The sequence below is a fragment of the Paracoccus sp. MA genome, from assembly GCF_020990385.1.
Classification (GTDB): domain Bacteria; phylum Pseudomonadota; class Alphaproteobacteria; order Rhodobacterales; family Rhodobacteraceae; genus Paracoccus.
This window is the reverse complement of sequence record NZ_CP087597.1, coordinates 493,484-511,215: the sequence shown is the minus strand read 5'-3', so window position 1 is coordinate 511,215 and position 17,732 is coordinate 493,484. Positions and strand designations below refer to the sequence as shown.

Annotated in this window: 19 protein-coding genes and 2 tRNA genes; 7 read left to right on the top strand and 14 right to left on the bottom strand. The window is 68.5% G+C overall.

Translation table 11 applies throughout. From position 1 onward, the window contains the following. The first annotated feature begins 92 nt into the window (after positions 1 to 92). A complete protein-coding gene (locus LOS78_RS02640) occupies positions 93 to 620 on the top strand; it encodes a DUF177 domain-containing protein (protein ID WP_230376794.1) in 528 nt (175 codons plus the stop codon). A gap of 1 nt (position 621) precedes the next feature. Here the strand turns inward: LOS78_RS02640 and betA are convergent, their stop codons facing one another. The 3 genes from betA to betI form a co-directional block, all read right to left on the bottom strand. Then, positions 622 to 2,274, bottom strand: a complete 1,653-nt coding sequence (betA, locus tag LOS78_RS02635; RefSeq protein WP_230376793.1) for a choline dehydrogenase — start codon at positions 2,272 to 2,274, stop codon at positions 622 to 624. Positions 2,275 to 2,355: 81 nt separating this feature from the next. Further along, complete coding sequence (gene betB, locus LOS78_RS02630) at positions 2,356 to 3,801, bottom strand: betaine-aldehyde dehydrogenase (RefSeq protein ID WP_230376792.1); 1,446 nt, start codon at positions 3,799 to 3,801, stop codon at positions 2,356 to 2,358. Further along, positions 3,798 to 4,367, bottom strand: a complete 570-nt coding sequence (gene betI / locus LOS78_RS02625) for a transcriptional regulator BetI (RefSeq protein WP_028712578.1) — start codon at positions 4,365 to 4,367, stop codon at positions 3,798 to 3,800. Before betI ends, betB begins: the two co-directional genes overlap by 4 nt. 130 nt (positions 4,368 to 4,497) lie before the next feature. Here betI and choX point away from each other — a divergent pair, with 130 nt between their 5' ends. The 4 genes from choX (at position 4,498) to LOS78_RS02605 (ending at position 8,070) form a co-directional block, all read left to right on the top strand. Further along, positions 4,498 to 5,451 carry a choline ABC transporter substrate-binding protein gene (gene choX, locus LOS78_RS02620; protein ID WP_028712577.1) on the top strand — a complete coding sequence of 318 codons (954 nt, stop codon included), beginning with the start codon at positions 4,498 to 4,500 and terminating at the stop codon, positions 5,449 to 5,451. A gap of 151 nt (positions 5,452 to 5,602) precedes the next feature. Further along, positions 5,603 to 6,454, top strand: a complete 852-nt coding sequence (gene choW / locus LOS78_RS02615) for a choline ABC transporter permease subunit (protein ID WP_028712576.1) — start codon at positions 5,603 to 5,605, stop codon at positions 6,452 to 6,454. Further along, positions 6,447 to 7,505: a choline ABC transporter ATP-binding protein gene (choV, locus tag LOS78_RS02610; protein WP_028712575.1), complete on the top strand. Its 1,059-nt coding sequence runs from the start codon at positions 6,447 to 6,449 to the stop codon at positions 7,503 to 7,505. The genes choW and choV overlap by 8 nt, the downstream gene beginning before the upstream one ends. 343 nt (positions 7,506 to 7,848) lie before the next feature. Beyond that, positions 7,849 to 8,070, top strand: a complete 222-nt coding sequence (locus LOS78_RS02605) for a hypothetical protein (protein WP_028712574.1) — start codon at positions 7,849 to 7,851, stop codon at positions 8,068 to 8,070. On the opposite strand, the gene LOS78_RS02600 is transcribed toward LOS78_RS02605, so the two are convergent. Both LOS78_RS02600 and LOS78_RS02595 read right to left on the bottom strand, forming a co-directional pair. Continuing rightward, positions 8,067 to 8,978, bottom strand: coding sequence for a DMT family transporter (locus LOS78_RS02600; RefSeq protein ID WP_028712573.1), 912 nt, complete (start codon positions 8,976 to 8,978; stop codon positions 8,067 to 8,069). The genes LOS78_RS02605 and LOS78_RS02600 overlap by 4 nt on opposite strands. A gap of 38 nt (positions 8,979 to 9,016) precedes the next feature. Continuing rightward, positions 9,017 to 9,613, bottom strand: a complete 597-nt coding sequence (locus LOS78_RS02595) for a LysE/ArgO family amino acid transporter (protein ID WP_230376791.1) — start codon at positions 9,611 to 9,613, stop codon at positions 9,017 to 9,019. An 82-nt stretch (positions 9,614 to 9,695) separates the two neighbouring features. Here LOS78_RS02595 and LOS78_RS02590 point away from each other — a divergent pair, with 82 nt between their 5' ends. Continuing rightward, entirely contained in the window at positions 9,696 to 10,565 is an 870-nt protein-coding gene (locus LOS78_RS02590; RefSeq protein WP_230376790.1) for a LysR family transcriptional regulator ArgP, read from the top strand. A gap of 39 nt (positions 10,566 to 10,604) precedes the next feature. On the opposite strand, the gene LOS78_RS02585 is transcribed toward LOS78_RS02590, so the two are convergent. From LOS78_RS02585 to LOS78_RS02545, 9 genes are all read right to left on the bottom strand, one after another. Further along, positions 10,605 to 11,345: a YebC/PmpR family DNA-binding transcriptional regulator gene (locus tag LOS78_RS02585; protein WP_028712570.1), complete on the bottom strand. Its 741-nt coding sequence runs from the start codon at positions 11,343 to 11,345 to the stop codon at positions 10,605 to 10,607. A 64-nt stretch (positions 11,346 to 11,409) separates the two neighbouring features. Further along, entirely contained in the window at positions 11,410 to 11,670 is a 261-nt protein-coding gene (locus LOS78_RS02580) for a ribbon-helix-helix domain-containing protein (protein ID WP_371255954.1), read from the bottom strand. Then, a complete protein-coding gene (locus LOS78_RS02575; protein WP_028712568.1) occupies positions 11,657 to 11,860 on the bottom strand; it encodes a DUF4169 family protein in 204 nt (67 codons plus the stop codon). The genes LOS78_RS02580 and LOS78_RS02575 overlap by 14 nt, the downstream gene beginning before the upstream one ends. 1 nt (position 11,861) lies before the next feature. Beyond that, positions 11,862 to 13,259, bottom strand: coding sequence for a class II fumarate hydratase (gene fumC, locus LOS78_RS02570; protein WP_230376789.1), 1,398 nt, complete (start codon positions 13,257 to 13,259; stop codon positions 11,862 to 11,864). Between the two features lie 92 nt (positions 13,260 to 13,351). After that, complete coding sequence (locus LOS78_RS02565; protein WP_230376788.1) at positions 13,352 to 13,825, bottom strand: SspB family protein; 474 nt, start codon at positions 13,823 to 13,825, stop codon at positions 13,352 to 13,354. Between the two features lie 165 nt (positions 13,826 to 13,990). Continuing rightward, positions 13,991 to 14,067 (bottom strand) — tRNA-Asp (locus LOS78_RS02560). Positions 14,068 to 14,097: 30 nt separating this feature from the next. Beyond that, positions 14,098 to 14,174 (bottom strand) — tRNA-Asp (locus LOS78_RS02555). A gap of 141 nt (positions 14,175 to 14,315) precedes the next feature. Next, positions 14,316 to 15,137, bottom strand: a complete 822-nt coding sequence (locus tag LOS78_RS02550; RefSeq protein WP_230376787.1) for a PRC-barrel domain-containing protein — start codon at positions 15,135 to 15,137, stop codon at positions 14,316 to 14,318. A 157-nt stretch (positions 15,138 to 15,294) separates the two neighbouring features. After that, positions 15,295 to 16,398: an anhydro-N-acetylmuramic acid kinase gene (locus LOS78_RS02545; protein WP_230376786.1), complete on the bottom strand. Its 1,104-nt coding sequence runs from the start codon at positions 16,396 to 16,398 to the stop codon at positions 15,295 to 15,297. A 58-nt stretch (positions 16,399 to 16,456) separates the two neighbouring features. On the opposite strand from LOS78_RS02545, the gene tyrS reads away from it, so the two are divergent. Then, positions 16,457 to 17,701 (top strand): tyrosine--tRNA ligase, encoded by a 1,245-nt coding sequence (gene tyrS / locus LOS78_RS02540; RefSeq protein WP_230376785.1) that lies wholly within the window; start codon positions 16,457 to 16,459, stop codon positions 17,699 to 17,701. Positions 17,702 to 17,732: the final 31 nt, after the last annotated feature.

Genomic DNA, 17,732 nt, shown 5'->3' with positions numbered 1-17,732 from the left:
CCTGTTGACGCCGCGCGACCGGCTTAGCAAACTCATGCCCCGCGCTCAAGAATATCCAGACCCAGGGCAAGTCCGCCCGCGAAAGGCCACCGATGACCGATTCCAAAGCCCCGCAGACCCGGTTCCGGGTGGCCCACCTGAACCCGCGCCAGCCGACCGGTTTCGCGCTGGCCCCCGATGCCGCGGCGCGCGCGGCGCTGGCGGCCGAGCTGGGACTGAACGCCCTGCCCCGGCTGCGCTTTTCCGGCAGCATCCGCGCCGTCTCCAGCGACGCCTGGGAGGTGACGGGCACGCTTGCCGCCCGCGTCGTGCAGCCCTGCGTGGTGACGCTGGCCCCGGTCGCGACCAGCCTGCAGGAAGAGGTGCATCGCCTGTTCTCGCCCCATGCCGCCGCCCCCGAGGGCGACGAGGTCGAGATGCCCGATGACGAGCTCGAGCCGCTGGGGCAGTTCATCGATATCGAAGCGATCATGGTCGAGGCCCTGGCGCTGGCGCTGCCGCTCTATCCGCGCGCCGAAGGGGCCGCGCTGGACGCGCCCGAACCCGAGCCCGCGGCCGAGACCCGCAAGCCCTTCGCCGGGCTCGCGGACTTGTTGAAACACCCGAAGAACGGATCGTAACCTAAGCGGAACGCTGGGTTATCTGCCAGTTCGGCGAAATCTCGGGCCCCAGGTTCAGCGGCGCCAGCATCCCCTGGCCCAGGATATGGTCGGCGGCCTTCTCGCCGGTCATGATCGAGGGCGCGTTCAGGTTGCCATTGGTGATGCGCGGAAAGATCGAGCTGTCGGCGACGCGCAGCCCCTCGACCCCGATCACCCGCAGCTCGGGATCGACCACCGCCATGTCGTCGTCCCGCCGGCCCATGCGCGCCGTGCCGCAGGGGTGAAAGGCCGACTCGGCATGCTCGCGGATGAAGGCGTCGATCTGATCGTCGCTCACCACATCCTCGCCGGGCTGGATCTCGTAGCCCTTGTATTCCGCAAAGGCCGGCTGCTCGAAGATCTCGCGGGTCAGCCGCACGCAGGCGCGGAACTCGGCCCAGTCGTCGGGATGCGACATGTAGTTGAAGCGGATCTCGGGCGCCTGTTTCGGATCGGCCGATTTCAGCCGCACCGTGCCGCGCGACTTGGACCGCATCGGCCCGACATGGACCTGGAAGCCATGCCCCTCGGCCGCCGCCCTGCCGTCATAGCGCACGGCAAGCGGCAGGAAGTGATACTGGATGTCCGGATATTCCACCCCGGCGGCCGAACGGATGAAGCCGCAGCTCTCGAACTGGTTCGAGGCGCCCAGCCCCGTCCCCGTCGCCAGCCATTGCGCCCCGATCGAGCCTTTCCCCCACAGGTTCCAGTGCTTGTAAAGCGTGATGGGCTTGGTCGCGGTATATTGCATGTAGACCTCCAGGTGATCCTGCAGGTTCGCCCCCACCCCGGGCCGGTCCGCCCTGACCTCGACGCCATGTTCGCGCAGGTGGTCCGCCGGCCCGATGCCCGACAGCATCAGCAGCTTCGGCGTGTTGATCGAGCTGGCCGAAAGGATCACCTCATGTTTCGCCCGGAACACATTGACACCGCGGGTATTCCTGACCTCGACGCCGACCGCGCGGCCATCCTCGAAGACCACGCGCTGCGCCAGCCCGCGCCGCAGCCGCAAGCGGCCGGTGGCCTGCGCCGGGCGCAGATAGGCATTGGCGGCCGACCAGCGCCGGCCTTCCCAGATCGTCGCCTCCATGGCGCCGAAACCCTCCTGCCGGGCGCCGTTGTAATCCTCGGTCGTCGGATAGCCGGCCTCGCGCCCGGCGCGGATGAAGGCGTTGAACAGCGGGTTCTTGCGCGAGCCGCGGGTCACATGCAGCGGCCCCTCGGTGCCGCGATAGTCGCTGACCGCGCCATGCGAGCTTTCCATGCGCTTGAAATAGGGCAGCACATCGGCATAGGCCCAGCCGTCGGCGCCGCTCTCGGCCCAGAAGTCGAAATCCCGGGCATGGCCGCGCACGAAGACCATGCCGTTGATCGAGGACGAGCCCCCGACCACCTTGCCGCGCGGCGTCACCAGCCGGCGCCCGCCCAGATGCGGCTCGGGCTCGGACGAAAACCCCCAGTCATAGCGGCGCATGTTCATCGGATAGGACAGCGCCGCCGGCATCTGGATGAAGGGCCCGACATCGCTGCCGCCATATTCGATGATGTCCACCCGCTTGCCGGCCATCACCAGCCGATAGGCCAGCGCGCAGCCGGCCGAGCCGGCGCCGACGATGACGTAATCCGGGATCATGCCCTGACCTCCTGCACCGCCCTGCGGGCTTTCTCTGTTTTCCAAATACCCATGCCCACCGCGCCACAGGCGCGGCGCCGATCAATAGGGCGCATCGACGCCTCCCATGCCGACATAGACCGATTTCAGCTGCGAATAATGCTCGATGGCCGCGGCCGAGTTCTCGCGGCCGATCCCCGACAGCTTGACGCCGCCGAAGGGCGCCTCGACCGGGGTCAGGTTATAGGCGTTGATCCAGGTGGTTCCGGCCTGCAGCGCCGCCGCCATCCGGTGGCCGCGCGCCAGGTCGCGGGTGAACACCCCCGCCGCCAGCCCATAGGGCGAGGCGTTGGCGCGGGCGACCACCTCCTCCTCGGTCGCGAAGCCCAGCACCGACATGACCGGACCGAAGATCTCCTCGCGCACGATCCACATCTCGTCCGAAGCATCGGCGAAGACGGTGGGCGGGACAAAGGCGCCCTCGCCCGGGCCGCCGCAGACCAGCCGCGCGCCCTCCTCGCGGCCGCGGGCGATGGCGGCGCGGATCTTCGCCGCCTGGGCCAGGCTGACGATGGGGCCGTGCTGGGTTTCCCCGTCCAGCGGATCGCCGATCCGGACCTTCGCCACCCGCTCGGCCAGCCGGTCCAGGAAGGCGGGCAGGATGCCTTCCTGCACGAAGACCCGGGTGCCGTTCGAGCAGATCTGCCCCGAGGAATAGAAATTCGCCAGCATCGCCGCGCCGACTGCATCGTCCAGCGAGGCATCGTCGAAGACGATCAGCGGCGACTTGCCGCCCAGTTCCATGGTGACATGGCGCATGCCCTCGGCCGCCGCGGCATAGACCTTCTGCCCGGTCGCGACCGAGCCGGTCAGCGACACCTTGGCGACGCGCGGGTCCGTGACCAGCGCCGCCCCGACCGCGCCGCGTCCCTGCACGACGTTGAAGATGCCGGCCGGCAGCCCGGCCTCGGTCAGGATCTCGGCCAGTTTCAGGGCGCCCAGCGGCGTTTCCTCGCTGGGCTTGAAGACCATGGCATTGCCCATGGCCAGGGCCGGCGCCGCCTTCCAGCAGGCGATCTGGCTGGGGTAGTTCCAGGCGCCGATGCCGGCGCAGACCCCCAGCGCCTCGCGGATCGTATAGACGAAATCCCCGCCCAGCGGGATCGCCTGCCCGGTCACCGTCGGCGCCAGCCCGCCGAAATATTCCAGCGCATCGGCGCCCGATGGCCAGTCGGCCACCCGCGTCTCCTGGATCGGCTTGCCGGTGTCCAGGGTTTCGAGCCGCGCCAGTTCCTCGGCCCGCTCGCGGATGATCTGCGCCGCCCGGATCAGCACCCGGCCGCGCTCGACCGGGCGCAGCGCCGCCCAGGCCGGCTGGGCGGCGGCGGCCGCGGCGGTGGCGCGGGTCACCTGGTCGCGGGCCGCCTCGCGCAGATGCGCGATGACCTCGCCGGTATAGGGGTAATGCACCGGCAAGGCCTCGCCCTCGCCCTCGACGAAGGCGCCGTCGATGTAAAGGCTTGCGGCCGGTTGCACGTCATGGCTCATGGCAACACCTTCTCCAGATAATCCAGCGTCATGCGTTCGGCGGCGGCGGCATCGGCCTCGTTGGACAGCGCCGCGCGCAGGTAAAGCCCGTCGATCAGCGCCCCCAGCGTGCGGGCGATGCGTTCGGCCCCCGCGCCGGCCAGCGGCCGCAGCGCCACCAGCAGATTCGAGCTGAGCCGCCGGTGATAGACGCGCAGAAGCCGCGCCGCCTCGGGCTCGACCAGCGCCAGCGCATAGAAGTTCAGCCAGGCGGCGATGGTGTCGCGCTCGAAATTGGCGCCGTCGAAACTCGCAGCGACGATGGCGTCCAGCCGCTGGCGCGGGGTCACCGCCCCCTTCAGCGCCGCCCGGGTCGAGGCACCGTATTGCGCCAGGATATGCCGCATCGCCGCCAGGAAGATCCGCTCCTTCGAGCCGAAATAGTGATGCGCCAGCGCCGAGGACATGCCCGCCTCGCGCGCGATCTGCGCCACGGTCACGTCCAGAGAGCCCGCGCGCCCCACGGTGGCGATTGCGGCGTTGATCAGCGCCGCCTTTCGGATAGGTTCAGCACCAAGCTTGGGCATGACAGGACACCGTTTTGCCGTTTCGTTCGAAAATTCGCGCAAGAGACCCGCATCTGGCAGATCTTTGATTGACTCGTCAATCAATAAAAGCCTTAATTGACTCACCAGTCAACAAACCAGGGAGATAAAGATGACATTTCGCCGCACCGCCGCAGCTCTTGCCGCCGGGTTGGTCGCATCGCTCGCCACGACCGGCATTGCTGCGGCAGAAGAGCCGATGGCGTGCCGCAAGGTCGTCTTCTCGGATGTCGGCTGGACCGATATCACCGCCACCACGGCGCTGGCCACGACCGTGCTGCAGGGGCTGGGCTACCAGACCGAAATCAAGATCCTGTCGGTGCCGGTGACCTATACCGCGATGGCCAAGGACGATGTGGACGTGTTCCTGGGCAACTGGATGCCGACGATGGAGGCCGATATCGCCCCCTATCGCGAGGCCGGCACGGTCGAGATCGTGCGCACCAACCTGACCGGCGCAAAATACACTCTGGCGACCAACAAGGCCGGGGCCGAGCTCGGCATCGACGACTTCGGCAAGATCGCCGCGCAGAAGGACGCCCTGGAGGGCAAGATCTACGCCATCGAACCCGGCAATGACGGCAACCGCCTGCTGCTGGAAATGGTGGCCGAGAACAAGTTCGACCTCGGCACCTTCGAGGTCGTCGAAAGCAGCGAACAGGGCATGCTGGCACAGGTTTCCCGCGCCGACGCCTCGGGCAAGCCGGTGGTCTTCCTCGGCTGGGAACCGCATCCGATGAACGCCCAGTTCGAGATGACCTATCTGGCCGGCGGGGACGATGTCTTCGGCCCGGATTTCGGCGGCGCGCGGGTCGATACCAACACCCGCACCGGCTATGTCGAGGAATGCCCGAATGTCGGCAAATTCCTGCAGAACCTGGAATTCAGTCTGCCCATGGAGAACGAGGTCATGGGCCTTATCCTGAACGACGGCGAGGCCCCGGCCGACGCGGCGCTGAAATGGCTGAAGGCCAACCCGGACGCGGCGAAGCCCTGGCTGGCCGGCGTGACCGCGGCGGATGGCGGCGATGCCGCCGCGGCCCTGGACAAGCTCCTGTCCCGGTAAGGGGCCGGCCCTTGCCCGCGCCGTCCTGTTCATGGGACGGTTCCATCCACCCTGACCGGGACCAGCCGCCCGGGGTCCCGGCACCGCGTCACCCCGGCGCATGCCGCCCCCCGAGCCCCGATCATCCCGCACGGCAGAAAGAAAGGGACGCATGGACCAACTGACTGCACTTCTGACCGATACGAAGATCCCGGTGGGCAGGACCGCCAAGGCGATCTTCGACTGGCTGAACGCCAATGCCGCATTCATCTTCAACGCCATCTCGAAGCTGCTCGACGGGCTGATCAACGGCATCCTGAGAATGCTGGAATTCCCGCATCCGCTGATCTTCACCCTGCTGGCCGTGGCGCTGACCTGGGCCCTGCAGCGCAACTGGAAGACCTGCCTGCTGGTGGGGCTGGGCTTCCTGTTCATCCTCAACCAGGGCTATTGGGACGAGACCATGCAATCGCTGACGCTGGTGCTGTCGGCCTGCGTGGTCTGCATGGCGATCGGCGTGCCCATCGGCATCGCCGCCGCGCACCGGCCCCGGCTCTACGCCTGGATGCGCCCGGTGCTGGACCTGATGCAGACGCTGCCGACCTTCGTCTACCTGATCCCGGCCATCGTCTTTTTCGGCATCGGCATGGTGCCGGGGCTGATCGCGACGGTGATCTTCGTGCTGCCGGCCCCGATCCGGCTGACGCATCTGGGCATCAGCTCGACCCCCAAGGCGCTGGTCGAAGCCGCCATCGCCTTCGGCGCCACCCCGCGCCAGCTGCTGTGGAAGGTCGAGCTGCCCTCGGCCACCTCGCAGATCATGGCGGGGCTGAACCAGACCATCATGCTGTCACTGTCGATGGTGGTGATCGCGGCGCTGGTCGGCGCCTCGGGCCTGGGGGTGCCGGTGGTGCGGGCACTGAACAGCGTGAACACGTCGCTGGGATTCGAAAGCGGCTTCATCATCGTGGTGGTCGCGATCATGCTGGACCGGATGCTGCGGGTAAGGGGGCACGATGACTGAGCGCATGGACGCCGCGCGCAACGCGGTCGAATTCGACAACGTGAACATCGTCTTCGGCGACGCGCCCCAGGCCGCGCTGCCGCTGATGGACCAGGGGCTGGAACGCGGCCCGATCAAGGCCGAGACCGGCCAGGTGCTGGGCGTGCACAATTGCTCGCTGGCCGTGCGCGAGGGCGAGATCCTGGTGCTGATGGGGCTCTCCGGCTCGGGCAAGTCCACGCTGCTGCGGGCGGTGAACGGGCTCAACGCGGTCTGCCGCGGCGAGGTGCGGATCTGGGACGGCGACCGCATGGCTTCGGTCACCAAGGCCTCGGGCGCCGAACTGCGCCGGCTGCGGCGCGAGCGCATCGCCATGGTCTTCCAGCAATTCGGCCTGCTGCCCTGGCGCTCGGTGCGCGAAAACGTGGGCCTCGGGCTGGAACTCGCCGGCATCCCCGCCGCCGAACGGCGCAAGCGCGTCGATGCGCAGCTGGCCACGGTCGGCCTGACCGAATGGGCCGAGCGCAAGGTGGGCGATCTCTCGGGCGGCATGCAGCAGCGCGTGGGCCTGGCCCGCGCCTTCGCCACCGAGGCGCCGATCCTGCTGATGGACGAGCCCTTCTCGGCGCTCGACCCGCTGATCCGCAACCGGCTGCAGGACGAGCTGCTGGAGTTGCAGGAGCGGTTCCGCCGCACCATTGTCTTCGTCAGCCACGACCTCGACGAGGCGTTCCGCATCGGCAACCGCATCGCGCTGATGGAGGGCGGCCGCATCGTGCAGGTCGGCACCGCGCGCGAGATCATCGCCAATCCGGTCAATGCCTATGTCGAGGATTTCGTCGCCCACATGAACCCGCTGGCGGTGCTGACCGCCGAGGACATGGCCGAGCCCGGCGATCTGGCGGGCGAGCCCATCGACCGCGAGACCCCGGTGCGCGAGGTCATCCAGATGATGACCGAAACCGGCGCCGATGCGCTGGCCCTGCAGGGCGGCGGAAAGGTGACGCGGCAGGGCATCATGTCCCGGCTGGTCTCGCGGCGCGGCCAGGGCGGCGGCGCGGTCGAACACTGAACCATCCCCTGTTGCAGCAAGACCATGGCCCGCCCCGCAATCTCCGCGGGGCGGGTTGCCTCGAATCGCGCGATGTGCCTATCAAGGGCCCTGTTCCGCAACCTCGACAGAAAGGGCACCGGCATGACCACCATTCCCGCCGCTTCGGCCGCCGCCTTTCGCGGGGTGAACCGACGCCAGGACCGGCGTTGACGGAACCCGTTCAGGGCATCCCTCTCCGGGACTGAGCTTCCCCATCTTCGCCGACGGCCGCCGCCCCGCGATGTCGCAGGGGCGCTGCCCGTCGCCTTTTCGACCATCGCAACATGAGGGCCGCACCGTGCAGAGCGGGCGGCTGGACAGGATGACCCTTGCAACCATCCGTGCCGCGCGGGAGCTCCGCGCGCCCCTGGACGAACTGATCGAGACCCACGGGCTGCTGCGCGTCAGCCTGGCGCTGCTGCGCGCCGCCCTGCGGCGGGGCGGCAGGCGGCCGCCGCCGGTCCACACGCTTCCCGACCACCTGCTGCGCGACATCGGGATCGAGCCCGAGCGGCGCGGCCGGAACTACTGGGACCTGCGCTAGTCGCGGGTCGCGCCGGGCGGCGGGGTGACCAGGCCCCGCCGCAGCCGCGCCTCGCGCCAGGTGATATAGCTGATCGCGCCGATCATGAGAGCGCCGCCGACCAGCACCCACAGGTCGACCGGCTCGGCAAAGACCAGCGCGCCCAGCAGGCTGGCCCAGATCAGCTGCAGCAGCGTCACCGGCTGCGTCACCGTCAGCGGCGCCGAGACGAAGGCGCGGGTCATGGCGTAATGCCCGGCCGTGGCGAACAGCGCGGTGCAGGCCAGCACCGCGCATTGCAGCAGGCTGGGCGGCACCCAATGCAGCGCCGCGATGGGCGCAAGCCCGATGCAGACCGTCAGCGACATCATCGCCACCACGACCGAGGCCGGCACATGCTCGGACAGCCGCTTGGCGACCAGGTAGGACAGGCCGAAGGTGACCGAGGCGCCGAGCTGCGCCAGGTGGCCGGGTTCCAGCGCCCGGATGCCGGGCCGCAGCACGATCATCGCCCCCGCCAGCGCCACGGCGATGGCCAGCGCCCGCCGCCAGGACACGCGCTCGCCCATCAGCAGCGCCGCGCCGACCGTCACCACGATGGGGTTGAGAAAGCCGATGGCGGTGACCTCGGCCACGGTGATGCGCGCCATGGCGTAGAACCACAGGATCACCGCCAGCACATGCAGCCCGCCGCGCAGCGCGAACAGCGCCCAGATGCGCGGGGTGAAGCCGCGCCGCAGCGCCGGCCCCAGGGCCGGGACCAGCAGCAGCAGGCCGAAGGCGAAACGGATGAAGGCCCCCTCGGCCGCCGGCAACGCCTCGCCCAGCCAGCGCACGGTACCGTTGACGCCCACGAAGCACAGTCCGGCCGCCAGCATCCAGAAGATGCCGCTCAGGTCGCTGCGTGTCTTGGCCGGGCCCTGCGTCATCCTGCCGCCATGCCCTGTCGCCCGGCCGGGCGCAAGGGTCAGCCGTTCAGCACCAGTCCCAGCGCGATCGACCACATCACCAGCCCGACCAGCCCGTCCAGCACCCGCCAGGCCAGCGGCCGCGCGAACAGGGGCGACAGCCAGCACGCGCCATAGCCCAGCGAAAAGAAGAAGATCACCGAGGCGGACACCGCCCCGGCGACGAAGCCCGATTTGTCCTCCCATCCCGCCGAGATCGAGCCGATCAGCACCACCGTATCCAGCCAGACATGCGGGTTGAGCCAGGTCAGCGCCGCCAGCACCCCCAGCGTGGCGGCCAGGCCGGCGGCCCCCTGCCCGGCCCGCAGGCTCTCGCCGCCCCGCCATGCGGCGCGAAAGGCCCGCGCGCCATAGGCCAGCAGGAACGCCGCCCCGCCCCAGCGCATCGCCTCCAGGAACCACGGCGCGCGGGCGGCCAACGCCCCGGCGCCCAGCACCCCCGCGGTGATCAGCACCGCATCCGACAGCGCGCAAAAAGCGCAGGTCGCCAGCACATGACGGCGCATCAGCCCCTGCTTCAGCACGAAGGCGTTCTGCGCCCCGATGGCGACGATCAGCGACAGGGCGGTGCCCAGACCGGCAAGATAGGCATGCATGCAGCTCTCCTTTCGTCCCGTCTTGCCGACACGACCGCCTTCAGGCAAATTCAAAATTATTACCCAGATTAAGGCTGGCTTCATGCTCGACTATGCCGCGCTCAGCGCCCTGTCCGAGATCATCCGTCGCGGCAGCTTCGAAGCGGCGGCCGCGGCGCTCGGCGTCACGCCCTCGGCGGTCTCGCAGCGCATCAAGGGGCTCGAGGAGCGGCTGGGCCAGGTGCTGATCCATCGCGGCCCGCCCGCCACCGGCACCCAGACAGGGCTGCGGCTGATGCAGCATCTCGACCAGGTGCGGCTTCTGGAAAGCACGCTCGCGGCCGGGCTGCAGCCATCCGCCGGCCCGGCGGTGCTGCGGCTGGCGGTGAATGCCGACAGCCTCGCCACCTGGTTTCCGCCGGTGATGGCGGCGCTGCCGGTACTCTACGACCTGGTGCTGGACGACCAGGACCATGCCCGCGACTGGCTGCGGCAGGGCCAGGTCTCGGCGGCGATCAGTTCGGACCCCGACCCGGTGCCGGGCTGCGACGCGCTGCCCTTGGGCGCGATGCGCTACCAGGCGCTGGCGACACCGGATTTCCTCGCCCGGCATTTCCCGCACGGCGTGATCGAACCCGCCCTGCGCGCAGCCCCGGCGATCATCTTCAACGCCAAGGACGCGCTGCAATCCCGCTGGGCCGAACAGGCCACCGGCCGGCGCCTGCACCTGCCCGGCCACCGGATCCCGGCCTCGGAACCCTTCGCCCGCGCGGTGGAGCTCGGCCTCGGCTGGGGCATGATCCCGGAAAGCATGGCCGCCCCGGCGCTGCGCCAGGGCCGGCTGCGCCCGCTGGTCCCCGGCCTGCCGCTGGACGTGGCGCTGCATTGGCACGTGCAGCGCGCCATGGCCCCCGCCCTCGCCCCCCTGACCGCCGCCATAAGAAAAAGGGCCGCAGCAGAACTGCGACCCTGACTTCTCTGTTTGCCAAATACCCCCGCCGGAGGCGGAAGCTCAAAGCTGCGCCGCCACATCCTCGGGAATGTCGAAATTCCCGGTGACGTTCTGCACGTCGTCGTCCTCCTCCAGCGCGTCCAGCAGCTTCATCAGCTTCTGCGCCGTCTCCAGGTCGATCTCGGTCGGCGCCTGCGGCTTCCAGATCAGCTTGGCATGTTCGGATTCGCCCAGGCTGGCCTCCAGCGCATTCGAGACTTCGGCCAGGTCGGTGTCCGAGGTATAGATCCAGTGCCCGTCCTCGTCGCTCTCGACATCCTCGGCCCCGGCCTCGATGGCGGCCAGCATCACCGTGTCGGCATCGCCGGCATCAGGCTTGTAGAGGATCTCGCCCTTGCGGTCGAACATGAAGCTGACCGAGCCGGTCTGCCCCAGGTCGCCGCCGTATTTGGTGAAATAGCTGCGCACGTTGGACGCGGTGCGGTTGCGGTTGTCGGTCATCGCCTCGACGATGATGGCGATGCCGTTCGGGCCGTAGCCCTCATAGCGGATCTCGTCGTAATTCTCGGCATCGCCGCCCTGCGACTTCTTGATGGCGCGGTCGATCACGTCCTTCGGCATCGAGTTCGACTTGGCTTCCTTCACCGCTAGGCGAAGGCGCGGGTTCTTGTCGGGGTCGGGGTCGCCCATCTTGGCGGCGACGGTGATTTCTTTGGCCAGTTTCGAAAACAGCTTCGAGCGCAGCTTGTCCTGCTTGCCCTTGCGATGCTGGATATTGGCCCATTTGGAATGGCCTGCCATGGTATTTCCCAGAATTTGGATATGTGCAGCGGCTTTTAGTCAGCCGGGGGCCGGGCCGCAAGCATTACGCCCGATTCCGGACGATCTCGGCCAGCACATAGAGCCGCAGCGCCGTGGCCAGCCCCACCTCGGGCGGGCGGGCTGCGTCGATCTCGGCGATCAGCGTCGCGGTGGTGCGGCCAGCGGCGCGGGCCAGTTCGCGCAGCTCGCGCCAGAAGGCATCCTCGAGGCTGACCGAGGTGCGGTGCCCGCCGATGGTGACCGAGCGTTTGACCGGCGCGGACATCGGCGGCAGCGCCAGGGGCATCAGCTCAATCATCGCCATGCCCGGGATCCTCGCGGCGGTGCTGGTCCAGATGCCGGGCGGCCCGCGCGACCGCGTCCTCCTCGGCCAGCCTCTGGGCCTTGCTGCGGCCGAACCTGGCCGCATTCTCCTCGCCCTGCCGGCGGGCGGCGTCGCGGGCGGCGTTCTTGCGCGCCGCCCTCAGGTTGATGACCTTGCCGGGGCCGGTCACATCAATCCTCGGGACCGATCATCTGCTCGGGGCGGACGATGCGGTCGAAGGTCTCGCCATCGACGAAGCCCAGCGCGATCGCCTCCTCGCGCAGCGTGGTGCCGTTCTTATGCGCGGTCTTGGCCACCTTGGTCGCGTTGTCATAGCCGATGGTCGGCGCCAGCGCCGTCACCAGCATCAGCGATTCCTGCATCAGCTTCTCGATGCGCGGGATGTTCGCCTCGGTGCCGACCACCATGTTGTCGGTGAAGGACCCCGCCGCATCGCCCAGCAGCTGCATGGATTGCAGCACGTTGTAAGACATCATCGGGTTGTAGACGTTCAGCTCGAAATGGCCCTGCGAGCCGGCAAAGCCGATGGCGGCGTCATTGCCCATGACATGGGCGCAGACCATGGTCAGCGCCTCGGCCTGTGTCGGGTTCACCTTGCCCGGCATGATCGACGAACCCGGCTCGTTTTCCGGCAGGATCAGCTCGCCCAGGCCCGAGCGCGGGCCCGAGCCCAGCAGCCGCATGTCGTTGGCGATCTTGAACAGGCTTGCCGCCACCGTCTTCAGCGCGCCCGAGAAGAACACCATCGCGTCATGCGCCGCCAGCGCCTCGAACTTGTTCGGCGCGGTGACGAAGGGCAGATCGGTGATCTCGGCGATCTTGGCGGCGATGGCCGTGTCCCAGCCCTTCTTGGTGTTCAGCCCGGTGCCGACGGCGGTGCCGCCCTGCGCCAGCTCGTAGATGTCGCCAAGCGCCAGCTTCACCCGCTCGATCCCCTTGGCGACCTGATGCGCATAGCCGCCGAATTCCTGGCCCAGCGTCAGCGGCGTGGCGTCCTGGGTATGGGTGCGGCCGATCTTGATGATGTCCTTGAATTCCCCGGACTTCGCCACCAGCGCCTTGTGCAGCTTTTCCAGCCCCGGCAGCAGCACGTCGCGCGCCTGCATGGCGATGGCGACATGCATGGCGGTCGGGAAGGTGTCGTTCGAGGACTGGCCCATGTTTACATGGTCGTTCGGATGCACGGGCTTCTTCGAGCCCATCTCGCCGCCCAGGATCTCGATGGCGCGGTTCGAGATCACCTCGTTCGCGTTCATGTTCGACTGCGTGCCCGATCCGGTCTGCCAGACCACCAGCGGGAAGTTGTCGTCGAACTTGCCGGCGACCACTTCCGAGGCCGCCTGCACCATGGCCTTGCCGATCTCGGGGTCCAGCTTGCCGCTGGCCATGTTCACCTCGGCCGCGGCCTGCTTGATCACCCCCAGGGCGCGGATGATCGCCACCGGCTGCTTCTCCCAGCCGATGGGGAAGTTCTGGATCGAGCGTTGCGTCTGCGCGCCCCAATACTTGTCGGCAGGCACCTCCAGCGGGCCGAAGCTGTCGGTCTCGGTGCGGGTGGTCTTGGTCATGGCATGCTCCCTCACGGTGTTGTGGGGGTTCTAGGCCCGATGGCAGGGATTCGCAATCGGCATGCCGTGGTATGCCATGCGCTAACAGCGTCTTACTTGCGCCATTTGTCCAGGCTGACCACCTCGGCGCCGCCCTTCGGCCCGTCCTCATCCGGACCGTCGGGCTCGGCCTCCTGCTCTGCCTCGATCTCCTCGTCCTCGTCCTCATCCTCTTCGTGGTTCTCGAATCGCAGGCCGAATTCGACCGAAGGGTCCACGAAGGTGCGCAGCGCGTCGAAGGGAATATAAAGCGGCTCGGGCGAGTTGCCGAAGTTCAGCGTGATGTGGAAGCCATCCGGCGTGACCGAAAGATTCTCGAACCAGTGCTGGATGACGATGGTCATCTCCTCGGGATAACGCTCGCGCAGCCAGTCGGCCATCTCGACATCCGAATCGCGGGTGTCGAAGGTGATGAAGAAATGATGCTCGCCGGGCAGCCCCTCTTTTGCGACCGCCTGCAGCACATCCGCGATCAGCCGCTGCATGGCCCGGTGCATCATTCCGCCGTAATCTATTCCGCGTGCCATGGCGTCCTCCGTCGTGATTGGGGGCCAGCATAGGGAAATGAGGCCGCTTGAAAAGCCCCTTGCGCCGCTCCCGGGCAGGACCGCCAGCCGGCTTCTTCGTTCGCCAAATGCCCAAAAAGCCGCGCCGGAAGCGCGGCTGCAAAGCCATGGGATCATGGGGAAAGATGGCGCGGTTGACGGGGCTCGAACCCGCGACCCCCGGCGTGACAGGCCGGTACTCTAACCAACTGAGCTACAACCGCGCATCTTTTCGGCGATAGGCAATGTGGTGGTGGCGCGGTTGACGGGGCTCGAACCCGCGACCCCCGGCGTGACAGGCCGGTACTCTAACCAACTGAGCTACAACCGCGCAGACCACTTCCCCGGATCGCCGTCCGGGGTGCGAGGGGGTTTACGCACGGGGCCGGGCGGCGTCAAGGCCGTTCTTGCGCAAAAATGCAGGGGCGCCCCGAAAGGCGCCCCCATTCCGTCCGGAAAACCGCCGCAAGGCTTATTTCCGCACGGTCTTCTCGTCGAAATCCGGCAGGGCTTCCAGCTCGGCCTTGGTGTAGTTGGTGGCGAAGAAGGTGTCGTTGCCGATGGTCACCAGATGGATGGCATCCACGCCCAGCAGGACCTTCTTGGCGCCGATGCCCAGGAAGCCGCCGATATCGGCGACATAGCCGACGACCTGGCCCGAATCATCCAGCACGACGTCGTTCACCTTGGCGATGTCCTGCCATTCGGCCGGGCGTTCCTCGACCGCAGGATCGACCCATTCGGTGGTCGACGGCTCGTTGGTGGTCCAGATCCGGCGGCTGGTCAGCCAGCTCGACAGCACGCCCGGCTCGGCTTCCGAGATGGCCGGCGGGTTGACGTCGGGCGGCGTGACCGGCGCCTCGGCGGCCGCGTCCGCGGCGGCATCGGCAGCGTCGCTTGCGGCATCGGCGGCATCCTCGGCGGCGCCGGCGGCATCCTCGGCCGCGCCCTCGGCCGCCTCGGGCACCGCATCGCCGGCGGGTGCATCCGGGGCCATTCCGGTTTCCGCGGCAGCCCCGGTCGCATCATTGGCGGCGTCGCTGGCCGCATCGGCGGCCTGGGCCGCATCATCGGCGGCCTGGGCAGCGGCGTCGCCGGTTTCCTCGGCAGCCTGATCGGCAGCCTGCTCCGCCTGATCGGCGGCCTGCTCGGCCTGATCGGCGGCGCTTTCCGCCGCGGTCGCGGCGTCCTCGACCTGCTCGGCCGGCATCTCGGCAGGCGGGGTGGTCTCGGTCTGAGCAAAGACGGGACTGGCAAGCGCCAAGGTGGCGGCGGCGATGACAAGAGGTTTCATGGACGATGTCCTTTCCGGTTGTCGTTGTTACGGATGGCGCTAGACCGCCATATGTCCGCCCAACGCCCGCATTCGCGGCATCGTTCCCATGAAATGGTGCCGAAACAATCACAAGGCGGAAATCCGCCCGTGATCCTGCCGCGAATCCGGCCCGGCTTCAGCGCCGCGCCGGATGGCTGATCCGGCCGCCGCAGACCGGCCCCGGCGCGCCGGTGGTGCCGGGCCCCGAGGTCGGCAACCCCCGCAGCACCCGCACCGCCAGCCAGCCGAAGGCCTGCGCTTCGAGCATGTCGCCGTCCAGCCCCGCCGCCTCGACCGGCGCGACGCGGGCCGGCAGGCGCGCCGCCAGCGCCGCCATCATCGCCGCGTTGTGCCGGCCGCCGCCGCAGACCAGCACCCGTTCGGGCGCCCGGTCCAGGGCCGCCAGCCCCGCCGCCACCGCCGCCGCCGCTGCATGGGTCAGCGTCGCTGCCGCGTCGGCATCGGAAAGGCCCGCCACCTCGGCCGCCAGCGCCGGGAAGGCGTCGCGGTCCAGCGATTTCGGCACCGGCCGGGCGAAATGCGGATGGCACAGGAAGCGGGCGATGACCGCCTCGTCCGGGCGGCCCTGCAGGGCCAGCCGCCCGCCCTCGTCCCGTGCCAGCCCCCGCCGGGCGCGCATCAGGTCGTTCACGGGCGCATTGGCCGGGCCGGTGTCGAAGGCGATGCAGGCCCCCGGCGCCTCGGGCACGCCGGCGGCGGGATCCACGAAGGTCAGGTTGCCCACGCCGCCCAGGTTCAGGAAGGCGACCGGGGCGCGGGGCAGAAGCCCCTGCCCCATCGCCCATTCCGCGCAGGCCCAATGGAAGAAGGGCGCAAGCGGCGCACCCTCGCCACCCTGCCGCACGTCCTCGGAGCGGAAATCCCAGACGACCGGCCGGTCCAGCCGCCGCGCCAGCGCCGCCCCGTCGCCGGCCTGATGCGTGCCCCATCCCCCGGGATCATGCGCCAGCGTCTGGCCGTGATAGCCGACCAGCTCCGCCTCGGGGAAGCCTTCGGCCAGCGCGGCATGGGCGGCGACGGACAGCGCCGCCGCCTCGGCCACGTCGGGCCCGCCCGGCCATTGCCCCAGCGCCGCGTGCAGCAGACCCGATTCATTGCCGGAATAGGCGCGATAGGCGCTGCGGCCGAAGCCGGCGATGTGCCGCCCGTCCGTCTCGATCATCGCCGCGTCCACCCCGTCCAGCGAGGTCCCCGACATCATCCCCAGCGCCCGGATCATCCTGCTTTCCCTTCGGCCTTTCCCCCGGTATATCCGCGCCATTCGAAAGGAACAGCCCATGACCTACCGTGCCAAATCCGATTTCCTGAACGTGATGATCGAACGCGGCTATCTGGCGGACTGCACCGACATGCAGGCGCTGGACGACGCCCTGATCGACGGCCCGGTGACGGCATATATCGGTTATGACGCGACGGCGGCCAGCCTGCATGTCGGGCACCTGCTGAACATCATGATGCTGCGCTGGTTCCAGAAGACCGGCAACCGCCCGATCACGCTGATGGGCGGCGGCACCACCAAGGTCGGCGACCCGTCCTTCCGGTCCGAGGAACGCCCGCTGCTGACCCCGCAGGCGATCCAGGCGAATATCGACGGCATGCAGCAGGTCTTCGCCCGCTACCTCGACTATGGCGAAGGGCGCGCGACGATGCTCAACAATGCCGAATGGCTGGACGGGCTGAACTACCTGGATTTCCTGCGCGACATCGGCCGGCATTTCTCGGTCAACCGGATGCTCAGCTTCGAATCGGTCAAGTCGCGGCTGGACCGCGAGCAGTCGCTGAGCTTCCTCGAATTCAACTACATGATCCTGCAGGCCTACGACTTCCTCGAGCTTTACCGGCGCTATGGCTGCCGGCTGCAGATGGGCGGCTCGGACCAGTGGGGCAATATCGTCAACGGCATCGACCTGACCCGCCGCGTGCTGGATGCCGAGATCTGGGGCCTGACCTCGCCCTTGCTGACCACCTCGGACGGGCGCAAGATGGGCAAATCGGCCGGCGGCGCGGTCTGGCTGAACGGCGCCATGCTGTCGCCCTACGAGTTCTGGCAGTTCTGGCGCAACACCACCGACGCCGATGTCGGCCGCTTCCTGAAGCTCTATACCGAGCTTCCGGTCGAGGAATGCGACCGCCTCGGCCGGCTTTCCGGCTCCGAGATCAACGCCGCCAAGATCATCCTCGCCAATGAGGTCACGACGCTGCTGCACGGCGCCGAAGCCGCCGCCTCGGCCGAGGCGACCGCCCGCGAGGTCTTCGAGCAGGGCGGCGCCGGCGGCGATCTGGAGGTGGTGACCATCGGCGCCGATGCCCTGGCCTCGGGCCTGACGGTGGTGCAACTGCTGGCGCAGACCGGCATCACCGCCTCGGGCAAGGAGGCCAAGCGCCTGATCGCCGAGGGCGGGCTGCGGCTGAACAACGAGGCCGTGTCCGATCCCCAGCTTGCCGTGGATGCGGCGCTGATCGGCGACGGGCTGAAGGTCTCGGTCGGCAAGAAGAAGCACCGCATGGTGCAGGTGGGGTAAGCAGGAAGGCCGGGGCGCGCGACTTCTTCGT

Bases quoted from the DNA above. Each gene is read 5' to 3' on its own strand.
- LOS78_RS02640 (WP_230376794.1), top strand. From the start codon at position 93: ATGACCGATTCCAAAGCCCCGCAGACCCGGTTCCGGGTGGCCCACCTG.
- betA (WP_230376793.1), bottom strand. From the start codon at position 2,274: ATGATCCCGGATTACGTCATCGTCGGCGCCGGCTCGGCCGGCTGCGCG.
- betB (WP_230376792.1), bottom strand. From the start codon at position 3,801: ATGAGCCATGACGTGCAACCGGCCGCAAGCCTTTACATCGACGGCGCC.
- betI (WP_028712578.1), bottom strand. From the start codon at position 4,367: ATGCCCAAGCTTGGTGCTGAACCTATCCGAAAGGCGGCGCTGATCAAC.
- choX (WP_028712577.1), top strand. From the start codon at position 4,498: ATGACATTTCGCCGCACCGCCGCAGCTCTTGCCGCCGGGTTGGTCGCA.
- choW (WP_028712576.1), top strand. From the start codon at position 5,603: ATGGACCAACTGACTGCACTTCTGACCGATACGAAGATCCCGGTGGGC.
- choV (WP_028712575.1), top strand. From the start codon at position 6,447: ATGACTGAGCGCATGGACGCCGCGCGCAACGCGGTCGAATTCGACAAC.
- LOS78_RS02605 (WP_028712574.1), top strand. From the start codon at position 7,849: ATGACCCTTGCAACCATCCGTGCCGCGCGGGAGCTCCGCGCGCCCCTG.
- LOS78_RS02600 (WP_028712573.1), bottom strand. From the start codon at position 8,978: ATGACGCAGGGCCCGGCCAAGACACGCAGCGACCTGAGCGGCATCTTC.
- LOS78_RS02595 (WP_230376791.1), bottom strand. From the start codon at position 9,613: ATGCATGCCTATCTTGCCGGTCTGGGCACCGCCCTGTCGCTGATCGTC.
- LOS78_RS02590 (WP_230376790.1), top strand. From the start codon at position 9,696: ATGCTCGACTATGCCGCGCTCAGCGCCCTGTCCGAGATCATCCGTCGC.
- LOS78_RS02585 (WP_028712570.1), bottom strand. From the start codon at position 11,345: ATGGCAGGCCATTCCAAATGGGCCAATATCCAGCATCGCAAGGGCAAG.
- LOS78_RS02580 (WP_371255954.1), bottom strand. From the start codon at position 11,670: ATGGCGATGATTGAGCTGATGCCCCTGGCGCTGCCGCCGATGTCCGCG.
- fumC (WP_230376789.1), bottom strand. From the start codon at position 13,259: ATGACCAAGACCACCCGCACCGAGACCGACAGCTTCGGCCCGCTGGAG.
- LOS78_RS02565 (WP_230376788.1), bottom strand. From the start codon at position 13,825: ATGGCACGCGGAATAGATTACGGCGGAATGATGCACCGGGCCATGCAG.
- LOS78_RS02550 (WP_230376787.1), bottom strand. From the start codon at position 15,137: ATGAAACCTCTTGTCATCGCCGCCGCCACCTTGGCGCTTGCCAGTCCC.
- LOS78_RS02545 (WP_230376786.1), bottom strand. From the start codon at position 16,398: ATGATCCGGGCGCTGGGGATGATGTCGGGGACCTCGCTGGACGGGGTG.
- tyrS (WP_230376785.1), top strand. From the start codon at position 16,457: ATGACCTACCGTGCCAAATCCGATTTCCTGAACGTGATGATCGAACGC.